This is a genomic window from Microbacterium sp. (genome assembly GCF_011620715.1).
GTDB lineage: Bacteria > Actinomycetota > Actinomycetes > Actinomycetales > Microbacteriaceae > Microbacterium.
Genome location: NZ_WOYP01000045.1, coordinates 86,934 through 101,781, shown reverse-complemented (window position 1 = coordinate 101,781; position 14,848 = coordinate 86,934). Strand labels below are relative to the sequence as shown.

The window sequence follows — 14,848 nt, the reverse complement described above, 5'->3', positions numbered from 1 at the left end:
ATCAGGTGTGAGAAATGCCCGAGGCAGTAATCGTTTCGACAGCCCGTTCACCCATCGGACGCGCCAACAAGGGGTCTCTTAAGGAGATGCGTCCCGATGACCTCGCAACCCAGATGGTTCGCGCCGCGTTGGACAAGGTCCCGGAGTTGGACCCGACGGACATCACGGATCTGATGCTCGGGTGCGGTTTGCCCGGTGGGGAGCAGGGATCGAACCTCGGGCGAACTGTGGCCGTGATGCTCGGCTACGATCACCTTCCCGGAACCACGGTGACGCGGTACTGCGCTTCGTCTCTTCAGACCACGCGAATGGCCTTCCACGCCATCCGCGCGGGTGAGGGCGACGCCTACGTTTCCGCAGGCGTAGAGACGGTGAGCCGGTTCTTCAAAGGAACATCCGACTTCATTCCGGGGCAGGACCTCGCCAATCCGATATTCGCCAAAGCCCAATCGCGCACCCAGGCTCGCAGCGCGGCGGGAGCCGCGATGTGGCGGGACCCGCGCGAGGATGGCGAGCTTCCCGATGCGTACATCGCCATGGGACAGACGGCCGAGAATGTGCAGCAACTGCTGGGGATGTCCCGCGAAGAGCAGGACGTCTTCGCGGTCCGCAGTCAGAACCTCGCAGAAGCGCAGATCGCCTCCGGTTTCTGGGCTCGCGAAATCACTCCGACGACTCTCCCCGATGGCACGGTCGTCTCCCAGGACGATGGACCCCGGCCCGGTGTCACCATGGAAGGCGTCAGCCAACTGCAGCCGGTGTTCCGTCCCGATGGCACCGTGACGGCGGCAAACGCCTGTGCGCTCAACGACGGGGCAGCGGCACTGGTCGTGATGAGCGATGTCAAGGCGAAGGAGCTCGGCCTGACTCCCCTCGCGCGGATCGTATCCACGTCAGTGACCGCTATGTCGCCGGAGATCATGGGGTTGGCACCAGTTGAGGCGATCCCCGCCGCGCTGCGCAATGCGGGATTGTCGCTCGAGGACATCGACCTGTTCGAGATCAATGAGGCATTCGCCGTGCAGGCTCTCGGTTCAGCTCAGCGCCTCGGCATCCCGATCGACAAACTCAACGTCAACGGCGGTGCAATCGCCGTCGGGCATCCGTTCGGCATGACCGGGGCGCGGATCACGACGACCCTGATCAACTCGCTGCAGTGGCACGACAAGCAATTCGGCGTCGAGTCGATGTGCGTGGCCGGCGGCATGGGGATGGCCATGGTCATCGAGCGCCTCTCCTGAGCGGGGGCGTTGTGCTGATGGCATGAGCGCGGTCGTTTCGCAGCGCACGGCTATGGCGGGCTGAAAAGAGGGTGCCTAGTTGCGTGTCGCGTCAGCCGTGGAACGCGGGGTTCAGTGCGATCAGCAGGCACGCGGTCCAGTGGCAGAGGAAGGCCAGGACCGTGCAGACGTGGAAGATCTCGTGGAAGCCGAAATGGTCCGGCCAAGGGTTCGGTCGCTTGAGGGCGTATACGACCGCTCCGAGCGTATAGAGCACGCCGCCGACGATCACGAGGATCATCATCGCGGTGTTCGCCTGGAAAAGGTCGATCATGTACATCACCGCGGCCCACCCGAGGACGAGGTACAGCGCGACGTACAGCCACCGCGGCGCGTCGATCCAGAACACGCGGAAGAGGATTCCGAGGATCGTGCCGCCCCAGACGAGCGAGAGCAGGATGATCGCCTTGTCAGTGGGAAGCGCCAGCACCGCGATCGGGGTGTAGGTGCCCGCGATCAGCAGCAGGATGTTGGCATGGTCGATCCGCTTGAGCACCGCGCGGGTCTTCGGACCCCAGTCGAAGCGGTGGTACAGCGCCGAATTGCCGAACAGCAGCAGGGACGCCGCCATGAATACGGCGCACGCCCATTTCGCGGCGGTACCCTGGGCGAGCACGATCAGGACGATGCCGGCGGCGAGTGCGATCGGGAATGTCGCCGCGTGGATCCATCCTCGCCATGTGGGGCGCAGTTCGATCATCGCGTCGAGTTCCGCAGCGTCCAGGAGCGGAAGCTGCGGCATTTCGGCGCTGCCGTCCGCGAACTCGTCTGATCCCGTGCTGCCGGCCACGCCACGAGCTTACGCATCGCAGTATGCCGCCCGGGGCACGCGCGCGGCGGACCCGGCGGTAGCGTAGGCGTGTGACTGCGTCGAGCGAGGGCAGAGGGCCTCTCTATCGGCTGTATATCAATCGCCTTCGCCGTCAGATCGAGCCCGCCGCGGTGCCGCGCCATGTCGCAATGATGATCGACGGCAACCGGCGATGGGCGCGCCAGCTCGGCTACGATTCCGCAGCGCACGGTCACCGCGCAGGCGCGGCGAAGATGCGCGAGTTCCTCGAGTGGTGCGACGACGTCGGCGTGAAGGTCGTCTCTCTCTATCTGCTCTCGAACGACAATCTCCGCAAGCGCGACTCGCAGGAGCTCGCCGATCTCATCGACATCATCGCTGAACTCGCCGACGAGCTCTCACACGAGCGCGATTGGCGGGTACACCACATGGGTCGCGCCCACCTTCTGCCTTCCGACCTCGCCCGCGTGCTCGCCGACGCGGAGCGCCGGACGCAGGATCACCGGGGTCTGCATGTGAACCTCGCGGTCGGCTATGGCGGTCGCGGCGAGATCGTCGATGCCGTGCGCAGCATCATCGCCAAGCACGACGAGGAGGGCGGCTCACTGGAAGAGCTTGCCGCGAGCCTCACACCCGAGCAGATCGGCGAGCACCTTTACACGGGCGGGCAGCCCGATCCCGACCTGGTGATCCGCACCTCGGGGGAGCAGCGACTGAGCGACTTCCTGCTGTGGCAGTCCGCGCACAGCGAATTTTACTTCGTCGAGGCGCTCGGACCCGACCTGCGCGAGGTTGACTTCCTTCGGGCGATCCGCGACTACACGACGCGCGACCGGCGCTACGGCAGCTGAGGGCAAGACGAGACCCAAGATGCCCGCATCCGCATCGCCCGCCCCCTCTGCCCGAGGCCGTGCCAGAATGTGACGGTGATGGACCTGGACACATTTCTGGCATCCTTCGACGGCGAGCCGGGATACCTGGATTGGGCTGCGTTCGGACCCCTGTCACCCTCGGTGCGCAGCGAAGTGCATGCGGATGCCGAGCTTCTCGGTTCGGGGCGGCGCACCGGCATCGACCTCGTGGCCGAGCATGTGCTCGAGTCTCGACAGCTCGTGGCCGAGTTGCTGGGTGCAGAAGCCGACGAAGTCGTGCTGCAGCCTTCCACCAGCTATGGCCTCATGCAGGCCATGTACGGTCTCGCCGGCGGGCTGATGCTCTCCCGTGCAGAGTTTCCGAGTCTGACGGTCACGGCCACGCGCGCGGCGGACGCTCTCGGCTCCATCGACCTGCAGTGGCTCGAGCCGGAAGACGGTTTCGTCACTCCTGAGGTCGTGCGTGAAGCGATCGACGACGACACGCGCGCACTCGCTGTCAGCCTCGTCGACTTCCGTACGGGCTATCGCGCCGATCTGACCGCCCTGCGTGACGTCATCGGCGACAGACTGCTCATCGTCGACGCGATGCAGGGATTCGGTGCCGTCGGTGCCGACTACGCGGCGGCCGACGTCGTCTGCGCGAACGGCTACAAGTGGCTCCGCGCTGGCCGGGGGACGGGTTTCGCGTGGTTCGGTGAGCGCGCACTGGAGCGCCTGGCGCCGGTGCTCTCCGGCTGGGCAGGTACCGACGGCGACCTCCCGATCGATGTCGTGCCCCAGCCGGCGGCATCCGCGCAGGCCTTCTCGGTCAGCCGACCGGACCACCTCGCCGTCGCGCGGCTGGCGACCGCCCTGCGCGACGTGCGCGATGTCGGGGTAGAGCGCATCGACGCCGAGTTGTCGCAGCGATCGCACGACGTGATGTCCTTCGCGGACCGCTACGACGTGCCGGTGCTCACCCCGCGCGACCCGCGGCAGCGGGCGGGGATCGTCACTCTGGCGCCCGCTGCGCAGGATGCCGGCGCCCTTGCGGCTTCCCTGGCCAACCACGGGATCACCGTCACCGTGCGAGCCGGGCTCGTACGCGTTGCCCCGCATGTCGGAACGAGCCCCGACACGCTGCGCCTGTTCGGCGATGCGCTGGCCGCGTTCTCGTCCGCGCGGGTGCGGTGACCTCCGCCGGATTCCGGGAATTCACCCGCCCGTAACATCCCCCAGCGTGTCGGTAACGTGACCGACGTGCGCCGGTCGTACCGTCTAGACATCGGGCAAGGCGCCCGGTCGGGTCGGCCTTCTGGATCGCGACTCGTGACCACCGGTCGACTCGTGACTGCCGGGTGTTGGCACCCGGGTCGGGAGTGGGTTGTGACCACACGAGCACCACAGCAGCAGCACCATCAGGACTTCGACGAGGTCGGCGAGCAGTCTCAAGAACTGTGCACCTACGTCCTCGACACCTCCGTGCTGCTGAGCGATCCGCGGGCGTTCTTCCGCTTCGCCGAGCACAACGTCGTGATCCCCGTCGTGGTGATCACCGAGCTCGAGGGCAAACGCCACGATCCCGAGATCGGCTACTTCGCCCGGCAGGCACTTCGTCATCTCGATGAACTGCGCATAGAGCATGGCAGGCTCGACTTCCCGGTTCCGGTCGGTGAGGGCGGCACTCTGCGCGTCGAACTCAACAACACGGACTCCGGCGTGCTGCCTTCGGGCCTGCGCCTGGGCGACAACGACAGCCGCATCCTCGCCGTCGCGATGCACCTCACGCAGGACGGTCAGGAAGTCAGAGTCGTCTCCAAGGACCTCCCGATGCGCGTGAAGGCGGCATCCCTCGGTATCACCGCCGAGGAGTACCTCGCCGAACAGGCCGTCGACTCCGGCTGGACGGGCATCGCGACCGTCAACGTCTCCGGCGACGACATCAGCGACCTCTACGAGACCGAGATCGCCACGGGCGAGGAGGCGCGAGGACTCCCGGTGAACACCGGCCTGATCGTCCACTCGGAGCGTGGTTCGGCCCTGGGCCGGGTCACCGGCGACGGCGAGTACCGGCTGGTGCGCGGCGACCGCGAGGTCTTCGGGCTGCACGGCCGTTCCGCGGAGCAGCGGATCGCGATCGATCTGCTGCTGGATCCCGAAGTCGGGATCGTGTCGCTCGGCGGCCGCGCGGGAACGGGGAAGTCCGCGCTGGCTCTGTGCGCGGGTCTTGAATCCGTGCTCGAGAGGCAGCAGCAGCGCAAGGTGATCGTGTTCCGCCCGCTGTACGCGGTCGGCGGCCAGGAGCTCGGCTACCTGCCCGGCGATCAGGGCGAGAAGATGAACCCGTGGGGCCAGGCGGTGTTCGACACTCTGGGCTCGGTTGTCACCGGCAACGTGGTCGAAGAGGTCATCGCCCGCGGGCTGCTCGAAGTGATGCCGCTCACCCACATCCGCGGTCGCTCGCTGCACGACGCGTTCGTGATCGTCGACGAGGCCCAGTCGCTCGAGCGCAACGTGCTGCTGACCGTGCTGAGCCGCATCGGCCAGAACTCGAGGGTGGTCCTGACCCACGATGTCGGCCAGCGGGACAACCTGCGGGTCGGCCGGCACGACGGCGTCGCATCCGTGATCGAGACGCTCAAGGGCCACAACCTCTTCGGACACGTGACGCTCGTGCGCTCGGAGCGGTCCGCGATCGCGGCGCTCGTGACCGATCTGCTCGAGGCGGGCGAGCTCGCCTGAGCGACCAATCCACGTGATCTCATACAGGTGGGCCGGGATGCCGCATCCGGGCCCACCCGTATGAGAAGAGTCTCATGCGAATCTCCGCTTCTGCACCATGCTGTTCTGTCACCATGGTCGAGGTGCTTTTTCTGTGCCCGGAAACGGAGGAACTGCGTGGAGGGTCGAACGCGTCTCGCGATCGGTGGCGTGGCCACTTTCGCGGCGAGCGTCGCCGTCGTCTGCGCCGTCGCAATGACGACCTCGGTCGCGCTGGCCGATTCCGCCGGGGCTCCCGCGGGTGCCCGATCGGTGATCGTTCCGGCCGCCGCGGCGACGCCATCGGTCGTGCCGAGCCCCCCGACATCTGCTGTAGGACCCGCCGCGCGGACCTACGCTGACCTGCCCGAGACGGTTCCGGCACCGGCGCCGGAAGACATCGCCTCGTCTCTGGGTGCGCATCCCTCCGTCGGTGAGCCCTCAGCTGCGTCCGAAGACCAGCTCATCGCCCAGATCGAGGAGTCGGGTTCGCTGGATGCCGCGTATGCCTGGGCGCAGCAGCAAGGGTGGCAGCCCGCGCGCGTCGACGCCTGGATCACCCGACTTGAAGCCAACGTCGCTGAGAAGGGTGCGAAAGATGCCCCTGAATCGCACCTGGGCTCAGACGAATCCGCGGCGGGTAACCGCATCGCCCCACCGCTTCCCGCTGAGACGGGCACAACGTCCGGACGCGACCTATCTGGTTCGTCGTCCGGTACGAAGAGAGAGCAATCGCGAGTCCCCCCAGGCTGACGCGATTGCCTTGGCCGGCAACCCCGAAGTCCGGCCTCTCCCAGCCCCCGGTGTTCCCCCACGCCGGGGGCTTCTTCCTGAGGTCACGCCGGCGCCGTCACTCCCACCGGTAGCCTGCGCCGCGGACGGTGATGATGTGGTGCACGCCGAGCTTGCCGCGCAGATACCGGACGTACACATCGACGACGTTCGAACCCGGGTCGAAATCCATGCCCCAGACGCGGCTGAGCAGCTGCTCACGGCTGAGCACGCGGCCGGGGTTGCGCAGGAACTGCTCCGCGAGCGCGAACTCGCGCGCGGACAGCTCAACCTCGCGCCCGTCCACTGTCGCGCGTCGGCCCAGGACGTCGAGCACGACGTCGCCGTGCGCGACCGAGACCCCGGCGGCCGTAGCGCTCTCGCGAAGGCGGGAGCGCACCCTGGCCAGCAGCTCTTCGAACGTGAACGGCTTCGCCACGTAGTCGTTGGCTCCCGCATCCAGCCCCTCGACGGTATCTCGGGTACTCGAGCGCGCGGTCAGCATGATCACGGGCACCGACGAACCGTGCGCCCGGAGCTGGCGGAGCACGTCGAAGCCGTCGAGCGTGGGCAGACCGACGTCGAGCAGCACCAGATCGATGTCGCCTGCGAGGGCGCGCAGCAGGCCCTCAGCACCGTCGTCGACGATGACGGTGGTGTATCCGGCGGATTCGAGACCCCGGCTGACGAACGCGGCGATCCGCGGTTCGTCTTCGACGAGCAGGATCGTCGTCATCCGGCGGCCTCTCGCTGGAGGACGACGTCGCCCGCGCGGACCGGAGCGGGCAGCACCGCGGTCGGCGGTGGCAGGTGGATCGTGAACGTCGCGCCGCCGCCGGAGGTGTCCGTCACGACGCACTGGCCGCCGTGGCCCTTGGCGATCGCGTCGACGATCGCCAGGCCCAGCCCCGACCCGCCCACCGATCGCTTGAGGTGGGCGCGGTCGAAGCGACGGAAGATGCGATGTCGGGAGGCGGGCGGGATGCCGGGGCCATGGTCGGCGACCCACAGCTGTGCCCCCGATGCGTCCAGCCGGCTGCCCAGCTGAATGGGACCGCCCTCCGGTGTGTACTTCGCGGCGTTGTCGGCCAGCTGCAGCCAGGCCTGCAGCAGCCGGTCCGGATCGCCCTCGATGCGGCCTTCGGCGAACGATTCGACACTCCACACGTGGCCGGGGATCACCGCGACGAGCTCGCCGATGCGGGCGGTGAGCGCGGCGAGGTCGACGTCGGTCATCGTGAAGCCGTCTCCTTCCACCGTCGCGAGCAGGTCGATGTCGTCCACGAGCCGGGTCAATCGGTCCAGCTCGGCCATGCCGATCTCGCGCGTGGTCGCGACATCGTGCGGGTCGGCCGGGTCCATCAGCTCGAGGTGCCCACGCACGATCGTGATCGGGGTCTTGAGCTCATGGCGCACATCGTCCAGCAGCTGTCGCTGCACGTCGACAGAGCCCTCGAGACGATCGAGCATGGAGTTGACCGTGCGTGTCAGATCTGAGATATCGTCGTTGCCCTGCGGCGAGAGGCGCGATGACATGTCATCGAGCGTGATGGCGTCCGCGGCGGCGCGCAGGTCGCGCAGCGGCGAGAGCAGGCGGCCGGCGACGAACCAGCCGACGAATCCGATCGCGCCCAGCATCACGATCGCCGCAATCGAGTACGTCGCCATCGCGGCCGTCACCGGGGCGAGCTCGGCGCCGAGGTCGATCGCGCGCACGTAGATCCCGGTCTGCGGATCGCCCGGCATCGACACCGGGATCGCGATGTACTTCAGCGAACCCTGATCGGTCACCGCCGTGCCGATCTTGGTCTGGCCGTCGGCGGTGTCGGCGATCGCCCGGTCGATGAGCTGCTGGTTGCCGGAGATGTCGAAGTCCGACAGCGTGGCCGGCTGGTAGCGGGCCCGGCCGTCGATGATCGCCACGGCCGCCTCGTTGCGCGCCGGGACGAGGCGCGCGACCGCGCTGTACAGGTAGTCCTCGACTGACGCGAAGTCGTCGATGCGCAGATCCTCGCTCGCTGTCGTGGCGCCCGAGCCCGCGCCGTCCGCCGCTCCGTCGTCCGCGCCGGCAACCGTGATCAGCCGTTCGACCTGCGCGAGCAGACGGTCGTTGACTCCGGTGAGCACGCGCTCGCGCTGAACCAGGAAGGTCACACTGCCCACGATCGCCAGCCCGATGCACGTCACGGTGAGGATCGCGCCGAGGATACGGGCGCGCGCCGAGAGCGGGCGGGACGGTCGGGTCACCTCCCGATTATCGCGCCGGAGCGACATCCGCGGACTCCCGGGCCTGTCAGCCCGGGTGCGTCATCGACAGCAGGTCGAGCTTCTCGTCCAGCTGCGCGAGGGTGATGTCACCGCGCTCCACGTAGCCGAGGTCGATCACCGCTTCGCGGACGGTGATGCCCTTGGCGACGGAGTGCTTGGCGATCTTGGCGGCCGCTTCGTAGCCGATGAGCTTGTTCAGCGGGGTGACGATCGACGGCGACATGCCGGCGTAGGCGGCTGCGCGCTCGACGTTGGCCTCGAGTCCGTCGATCGTCTTGTCGGCGAGGATGCGCATCGTGTTCGCCAGGAGGCGGATCGACTCGAGAATCGCGGTGCCCATGACCGGAATCGCCACGTTGAGCTCGAACGAGCCGGACGCGCCGGCCCACGCGACGGTCGCGTCGTTGCCGATGACCCGTGCGCAGACCATCAATGTGGCCTCGGGTACGACCGGGTTGACCTTGCCGGGCATGATCGACGAGCCGGGCTGCAGGTCGGGGATGTGGATCTCGCCGAGGCCGGTGTTGGGACCGGAGCCCATCCAGCGCAGGTCGTTGTTGATCTTGGTGAGCGAGACGGCGATCGTGCGAAGGGCGCCGGATGCCTCGACCAGGCCGTCGCGGTTGGCCTGGGCCTCGAAGTGATCCTTCGCCTCGGTGATGGGCAGCTCGGTGTCCGAGACGATCAACTCGATCACCTTCTGCGGAAAGCCGAGCGGAGTGTTGATGCCGGTGCCCACCGCGGTGCCGCCGAGGGGAACCTCGGCGACGCGAGGCAGCGCCGCCTGCACGCGCTCGACGCCCAGGCGCATCTGACGGGCGTAGCCGCCGAACTCCTGGCCGAGGGTGACCGGAGTGGCATCCATGAGGTGGGTGCGTCCCGACTTCACGACGTTCTTCCACACGTCGGCCTTGCGCTCGAAGGCGACGGCGAGGTGATCGAGCGCGGGGATCAGGTCGTCGATGAGCTCCTGCGTGACGGCGATGTGCACGGAGGTCGGGAAGACGTCGTTGGAGGACTGCGACGCGTTCACGTGATCGTTCGGGTGCACGAGCGATCCGAGGTCGCGCGAGGCGAGCGTCGCGAGCACCTCGTTCATGTTCATGTTCGAAGATGTGCCGCTGCCGGTCTGGTAGACGTCGATCGGGAACTGGTCCGCATATTCGCCCGCGATGATGCGGTCTGCTGCGCGGGCGATCGCATCGGCAATCGGCGGCGTGAGCGTGCCGAGCTCCTTGTTCGCCACGGCCGCGGCCTTCTTGAGGCGCGCGAGGGCGACGATCTGCGCCGGGTCGAGCACATCGCCCGAGATCGGGAAGTTCTCCACCGCCCGCTGGGTCTGCGCGGCGTACAGCGCATCCCGTGGCACGAGCACTTCACCCATGGTGTCGTGTTCGATGCGGTACTCGATGTCGGTCACGTCGTCGTTCCTCCAGAGATCGGAAAGTGTCTGCTCAGGCGTCGTCGGCCACAACGCCCAGGATGATGTCGGCCACGGCGGTGCCTTCGGCCAGCCGGTAATTGGCGCCCACGATCGCGAGCGTGCCGTCGGCGACGGCCTCGCTGATCAGCTCGGACGAGTGCAGCAGGTCGGCGACAGTGTCGCGCAGGTGCTCCCGGCCGACGAGGTCGGCATCGATCTCGTCAGGCAGAGTGCCATCCACCGTCGTCTCGCGCTGCACACGGCGCACGGCGGGAACGATGGGGGCGATCTGCCGCCAGATGTGGGGTGGCAGGGCCGGGGAGTCGGCGTCGACGGAGCGGATCGCGGCATCCACCGCGCCGCAGGCGTCATGGCCGAGCACGATGATGAGCGGCACTCCCAGCACGGCGACGGCGTACTCGAGGCTGCCGACGACCGAGTCGGAGATGACCTGTCCGGCGTTGCGGACCACGAACAGATCGCCGAGGCCCTTGTCGAAGATGATCTCGGCCGAGAGCCGCGAGTCGGAGCAGCCGAAGAGGGCCGCTCGGGGGCGCTGCCCGAGGGCGAGTTCCGCGCGGCGCTCAACATCCTGTCGCGGGTGGCGAGGCTTTCCCGCGACGAACCGCGCGTTGCCGCGCTGCATCTCCTGCCACGCCTTCAGCGGAGTCGGTGCGGTCACGGCGTGCCCTCGGCGGGTGCTTCCTCGCGCAGGGCGATGATCTGGTCGGCGACGGCTGCCGCGGCAAGTTCGAGCGTGGCGTCGTCGGTGGAGCCGTAGATCAGGACGATGTCGCTGCCGGCCTGGGTGCTCAGGGCCGCCGAGATGTTTCCCGCCCGAACCGGATCGGGGATGTCGTAGGTCTGCCACTCGACGCCGCCGATCATGACGGTGCCGCTGACCGAGGCGCCGCTGAGCGCCCGCGTGGTCCAGGCCGGATCGGCGTCGAACCCCTGTGCGAAGCGGAGGAAGCCCGTGGTCTCGTCGGGCACGTAGACGATCGTCCAGGCGGCGGTGGAGTCACCCTCGATCGAAGCCCGGTTGACGCGCCATGCGTCGGGCACGCCGGGCACGAGCACCGTGCGTCCCTCGGCACTCTCGATCGATTGCGCAACCGCGGCGACGTCGATCGGCGCCGTCTGGGGGGGCTCGCCGCGGGGTACCGCGAGGATGATGACCGCGACCACGGCGAGCGTCACCAGAAGAGCGGCGATCAGATTGCGGGTGTTCTGACTCGCGCGGTAGATGCGCGAGGACTCCGCCTTGCGGGAGGCGGTCTCGTCAGGGGTCTCGGGCCGGCCGAGTTCGGCGACCACTCGCGGGTTCTGCGCCATCACGCGTCCGCGCTCTCGGCGGCGGGCGTGACCCGCGCGGCCTCCAGGCGACGCTTGGCGCCCAACAGCCACTCCTCGCAGCGGGTCGCGAGGGCCTCACCGCGCTCCCACAGGGCGAGCGAGTGCTCGAGGGTCGGGGCGCCCTGCTCGAGTTCGGCCACCACGCGCACCAATTCGTCGCGGGCCTGCTCGAACGAGAGGCCAGCGACGTCGGCGACGCCTTCGCTCGATACGCTCATGACTCCATCTTAGGTTGGCTGAGCAGGCCCACTCGCGGGCGTCGGACGCGCGCTCTCGGCGACCTCGCCCTCCGAGCGCGCGGCGAACGAGCCGCGGCCCACCGTGACGAGCACCGCCGCTCCCTCGACGGCCTGCACGGCATCCCGCACGATCACGCCATCGGTGAGGTGGGCGATCGCGTACCCCCGGGCGAGGGTGGACGCCGGCGAGAGTGTGCGCAGCGCGGCCCGCAGCTCTGCCGCCCGACGCGCCTGCGACTCCAGCCGGCGATCCACGACGTCACGCCCGCGGGCGACGAGCAGCCACTGCTGCTGCGAGCGCGCATCGATCATCGTCTCGGGAGTGCGCAGCACCGGCCGGGACCTCAGCTGCTCCAGCTGCGCGATGTCATGGCTCACGCGCTGGAAGAGCCGCATCGTGAGGCGCGAGCGCAGCTGGGCGACCACCGCGCGCTGCTCCACGACGTCGGGCACGACCCGCTTCGCGGCGTCGGTCGGCGTCGACGCGCGCAGGTCGGCGACCTCATCCAGCAGCGGATGGTCGTTCTCGTGACCGATCGCGCTCACGACGGGGGTGGATGCGGTGGCCACGGCCCGCAGCAGCCGCTCGTCGCTGAATCCCAGCAGGTGCTGCGGGTCGCCGCCGCCGCGTGCGATCACGATGACCTCGACCGAGGGGTCGGCATCCAGTGCTTTCAGCGCCCCGATGGTCTCCGGAACGCACCGGTCGCCCTGCACGGCGGCGTAGGCCATGCGGAAGCGCACGTGCGGCCAGCGCAGCTCGGCGTTGTGCCGCACATCTTTCTCGGCATCGGACTTCTCGCCCGTGATGAGACCGATGACATTCGGGAGAAAGGGGAGCGGTCTCTTGCGCGCCGGGTCGAAGAGCCCTTCGGCGCGAAGCTTCGCGCGCAGCCGCTCGAGCCTCTCGAGCTGGTCGCCCAGTCCGACGTGCCGCATCGCGGAGACCGAGAAGCTGAAGTCGCCGGATCTGACGAAGTAGTCCGCCTTGACGGATGCGATGACGTGGTCGCCTACGGTGAGGTCGGCCGGAAGCCGCTGGCGCGTGCTCGACCAGATGCGGAACGAGATCGTGGCGTCGGTGGAGAGGTCCTTCAGCCGGCCGAACACGTTGCCCGTCCGCACGTTCCACGAGGTGATCTCGCCCTCGACCCACACGGAGCCCCATGTCTCGATGAAGCCACGGATCGTGTCATTGAGTCGGGCCACGGAGGTCGGTGCGTCGGAGGTCGACTCGCGCGGGCGCACCGAGTCGGCCGGCGGGGGCTGGCCGGGCACGGGATCCGCCTGGAACGAGGTCATGCGGTCCTTCCGAGTCGGGTGTTCTGGGCGCACCCGCACAATCCGCGGGCCGTGGACTGCACGGCCTGTGCACAGACCGCCCCCGTAGACTCGGGGTGTGAGCACATCGGCCGTCCGTATGCCCGTTCCCCGCATTCCGCGGCGGCGCGAGCGCCTCCAGGATATCCCCGTCTCCGGACAGAAGAAGGTCCTGCTGGCCGCACCGCGGGGCTACTGCGCGGGCGTGGACCGTGCGGTGATCGCGGTCGAGAAGGCGCTCGAGCGCTTCGGTGCGCCGGTCTACGTGCGCAAGCAGATCGTGCACAACATCCATGTGGTGACCGAACTCGAAGCGGCCGGAGCCGTCTTCGTCGACGAGGTCGACGAAGTGCCCGAAGGCGCGCACGTCGTCTTCAGCGCCCATGGCGTCTCGCCGGCGGTCGTGGCGGCGGCATCCGATCGTCATCTGCAGGCGATCGATGCGACGTGCCCGCTGGTGACCAAGGTGCACCGCGAGGCCGTCCGCTTCGCACGCGACGACTTCGAGATCCTGCTGATCGGCCACGAGGGCCACGAAGAGATCGAGGGCACCGCGGGCGAGGCGCCCGCGCACGTCACGATCGTGAACTCTCCCGAACACGCCGACAACGTCGAGGTGCGCGACCCGTCCAAGGTCGTCTGGCTGTCGCAGACCACCCTGTCGGTCGACGAGACCATGGAGACGGTGCGCCGGCTGCGCGAGCGCTTCCCGCAGCTGCAGGACCCGCCCTCCGACGACATCTGCTATGCGACCCAGAACCGGCAGGTGGCGATCAAGAAGGTCGCGAAGGATGCCGATCTGGTGATCGTGGTGGGCTCGGCGAACTCGTCCAACAGCGTGCGCCTCGTCGAGGTGGCTCTCGAGTACGGGGCGAAGGCCGCATACCGCGTCGACTACGCCGATGAGGTCAGACAGGAATGGCTCGACGGCGTCGAGACGGTCGGTGTGACCAGCGGCGCCTCAGTGCCCGAAGTGCTCGTGCAGGAAGTGCTCGCCGATCTGTTCGGCGCCGGCTACCGCGACGTCGAAGAAGTCAAGACCGCGCAGGAGGATCTGATGTTCTCGCTGCCGAAGGAACTGAGACAGGATGCCGAGGGCCGGCGAGACGATCGGGCGCTCGGCGGACGGGCCACAGCATGAGCGAGCCTTCAGATCGACCCAGGCCGCACGGTGCCGATGAATTGCGACCCAGGCCGCACGGTGCCGATGAATTGCGACCCAGGCCGCACGGTGCCGATGAATTGCGACCCAGGCCGCAATATGGCGAGTACGCGACCCCCGAGGAGCAGCGCGCCCGCATCAAGCAGCCCGACCAGAGCCGGCTGCTGGAGGCGGGACGCGATCCCGACGCCCTCAACGGAGCCGTGCCGGCCGACTCGCCCTCATTGGCGACGAAGACGCCTCCGGCCGGGCCCGCGGCGGGACCGATCCCGCGCGGACGACTCGTCGATCGGGTCGCGACGATCGCGCTGCTGGTCTACGGCCTCGTGAACGTGGTGACCAGCATCCCGAGCATGATCGACTACCAGTCCTATGTGACGACCGTGCTCGGTCTTGTCGGTATCGACGGTGAACTCGCGGATCCGACCGCCGGCCGGCCGTGGGGGATCGCCGCTGCGCTGATCCTCGCGATCGGCTGGCTGCTGACCGCGTACCTCTCTTGGCGCTCTCTCGCGCGGGGCCGGGTGACCTGGTGGATTCCGCTGCTTTCCGGCTTCGTCTTCACCTTCGTCACCGGCGTGCTGCTCATGGTGCCGATCGTGTCGGACACGACGCTCTGGAACGC

14 protein-coding genes are annotated in these 14,848 nt (G+C 68.2%); 6 read left to right on the top strand and 8 right to left on the bottom strand.

What is annotated here, in order from left to right; genetic code table 11:
* Window positions 1–14: 14 nt before the first annotated feature.
* The gene (locus tag QZV84_RS04520) at window positions 15–1,241 is read left to right on the top strand and encodes an acetyl-CoA C-acetyltransferase (RefSeq protein ID WP_292825913.1); all 1,227 of its coding nucleotides are present in this window, start codon (window positions 15–17) and stop codon (window positions 1,239–1,241) included.
* A gap of 91 nt (window positions 1,242–1,332) precedes the next feature.
* Here the strand turns inward: QZV84_RS04520 and QZV84_RS04515 are convergent, their stop codons facing one another.
* Window positions 1,333–2,022 (bottom strand): hemolysin III family protein, encoded by a 690-nt coding sequence (locus QZV84_RS04515; RefSeq protein WP_292825960.1) that lies wholly within the window; start codon window positions 2,020–2,022, stop codon window positions 1,333–1,335.
* Between the two features lie 119 nt (window positions 2,023–2,141).
* Between QZV84_RS04515 and QZV84_RS04510 the strand changes: the two genes are divergently transcribed.
* The 3 genes from QZV84_RS04510 (at window position 2,142) to QZV84_RS04500 (ending at window position 5,666) form a co-directional block, all read left to right on the top strand.
* The gene (locus tag QZV84_RS04510; RefSeq protein ID WP_292825910.1) at window positions 2,142–2,921 is read left to right on the top strand and encodes an isoprenyl transferase; all 780 of its coding nucleotides are present in this window, start codon (window positions 2,142–2,144) and stop codon (window positions 2,919–2,921) included.
* A 78-nt stretch (window positions 2,922–2,999) separates the two neighbouring features.
* Complete coding sequence (locus QZV84_RS04505; RefSeq protein ID WP_292825908.1) at window positions 3,000–4,118, top strand: aminotransferase class V-fold PLP-dependent enzyme; 1,119 nt, start codon at window positions 3,000–3,002, stop codon at window positions 4,116–4,118.
* A 261-nt stretch (window positions 4,119–4,379) separates the two neighbouring features.
* The gene (locus QZV84_RS04500; RefSeq protein WP_292825956.1) at window positions 4,380–5,666 is read left to right on the top strand and encodes a PhoH family protein; all 1,287 of its coding nucleotides are present in this window, start codon (window positions 4,380–4,382) and stop codon (window positions 5,664–5,666) included.
* A gap of 868 nt (window positions 5,667–6,534) precedes the next feature.
* Here QZV84_RS04500 and QZV84_RS04495 read toward each other — a convergent pair.
* The 7 genes from QZV84_RS04495 to xseA are packed head-to-tail and all read right to left on the bottom strand — an operon-like array spanning window position 6,535 to window position 13,043.
* The gene (locus QZV84_RS04495; RefSeq protein WP_292825905.1) at window positions 6,535–7,191 is read right to left on the bottom strand and encodes a response regulator transcription factor; all 657 of its coding nucleotides are present in this window, start codon (window positions 7,189–7,191) and stop codon (window positions 6,535–6,537) included.
* The gene (locus QZV84_RS04490) at window positions 7,188–8,702 is read right to left on the bottom strand and encodes a HAMP domain-containing sensor histidine kinase (protein ID WP_292825902.1); all 1,515 of its coding nucleotides are present in this window, start codon (window positions 8,700–8,702) and stop codon (window positions 7,188–7,190) included. Before QZV84_RS04490 ends, QZV84_RS04495 begins: the two co-directional genes overlap by 4 nt.
* 46 nt (window positions 8,703–8,748) lie before the next feature.
* Entirely contained in the window at window positions 8,749–10,143 is a 1,395-nt protein-coding gene (locus tag QZV84_RS04485; protein ID WP_292825898.1) for a class II fumarate hydratase, read from the bottom strand.
* A 34-nt stretch (window positions 10,144–10,177) separates the two neighbouring features.
* Window positions 10,178–10,792: a carbonic anhydrase gene (locus QZV84_RS04480; protein ID WP_292825953.1), complete on the bottom strand. Its 615-nt coding sequence runs from the start codon at window positions 10,790–10,792 to the stop codon at window positions 10,178–10,180.
* A gap of 32 nt (window positions 10,793–10,824) precedes the next feature.
* Entirely contained in the window at window positions 10,825–11,481 is a 657-nt protein-coding gene (locus tag QZV84_RS04475) for a DUF4245 family protein (RefSeq protein ID WP_292825895.1), read from the bottom strand.
* Window positions 11,481–11,720 (bottom strand): exodeoxyribonuclease VII small subunit, encoded by a 240-nt coding sequence (locus QZV84_RS04470; protein WP_292825892.1) that lies wholly within the window; start codon window positions 11,718–11,720, stop codon window positions 11,481–11,483. The genes QZV84_RS04475 and QZV84_RS04470 overlap by 1 nt, the downstream gene beginning before the upstream one ends.
* A gap of 9 nt (window positions 11,721–11,729) precedes the next feature.
* Window positions 11,730–13,043 carry an exodeoxyribonuclease VII large subunit gene (xseA, locus tag QZV84_RS04465; protein WP_292825889.1) on the bottom strand — a complete coding sequence of 438 codons (1,314 nt, stop codon included), beginning with the start codon at window positions 13,041–13,043 and terminating at the stop codon, window positions 11,730–11,732.
* Between the two features lie 118 nt (window positions 13,044–13,161).
* Here xseA and QZV84_RS04460 point away from each other — a divergent pair, with 118 nt between their 5' ends.
* Both QZV84_RS04460 and QZV84_RS04455 read left to right on the top strand, forming a co-directional pair.
* Window positions 13,162–14,202, top strand: a complete 1,041-nt coding sequence (locus QZV84_RS04460) for a 4-hydroxy-3-methylbut-2-enyl diphosphate reductase (RefSeq protein ID WP_292825950.1) — start codon at window positions 13,162–13,164, stop codon at window positions 14,200–14,202.
* A gap of 101 nt (window positions 14,203–14,303) precedes the next feature.
* The coding region (locus QZV84_RS04455; RefSeq protein WP_292825886.1) for a DUF6264 family protein at window positions 14,304–14,848 on the top strand (545 nt) is incomplete at its 3' end.

Bases quoted from the DNA above. Each gene is read 5' to 3' on its own strand.
- QZV84_RS04520 (WP_292825913.1), top strand. From the start codon at position 15: ATGCCCGAGGCAGTAATCGTTTCGACAGCCCGTTCACCCATCGGACGC.
- QZV84_RS04515 (WP_292825960.1), bottom strand. From the start codon at position 2,022: ATGCCGCAGCTTCCGCTCCTGGACGCTGCGGAACTCGACGCGATGATC.
- QZV84_RS04505 (WP_292825908.1), top strand. From the start codon at position 3,000: ATGGACCTGGACACATTTCTGGCATCCTTCGACGGCGAGCCGGGATAC.
- QZV84_RS04495 (WP_292825905.1), bottom strand. From the start codon at position 7,191: ATGACGACGATCCTGCTCGTCGAAGACGAACCGCGGATCGCCGCGTTC.
- QZV84_RS04480 (WP_292825953.1), bottom strand. From the start codon at position 10,792: ATGCAGCGCGGCAACGCGCGGTTCGTCGCGGGAAAGCCTCGCCACCCG.
- QZV84_RS04475 (WP_292825895.1), bottom strand. From the start codon at position 11,481: ATGGCGCAGAACCCGCGAGTGGTCGCCGAACTCGGCCGGCCCGAGACC.
- QZV84_RS04470 (WP_292825892.1), bottom strand. From the start codon at position 11,720: ATGAGCGTATCGAGCGAAGGCGTCGCCGACGTCGCTGGCCTCTCGTTC.
- xseA (WP_292825889.1), bottom strand. From the start codon at position 13,043: ATGACCTCGTTCCAGGCGGATCCCGTGCCCGGCCAGCCCCCGCCGGCC.
- QZV84_RS04460 (WP_292825950.1), top strand. From the start codon at position 13,162: ATGCCCGTTCCCCGCATTCCGCGGCGGCGCGAGCGCCTCCAGGATATC.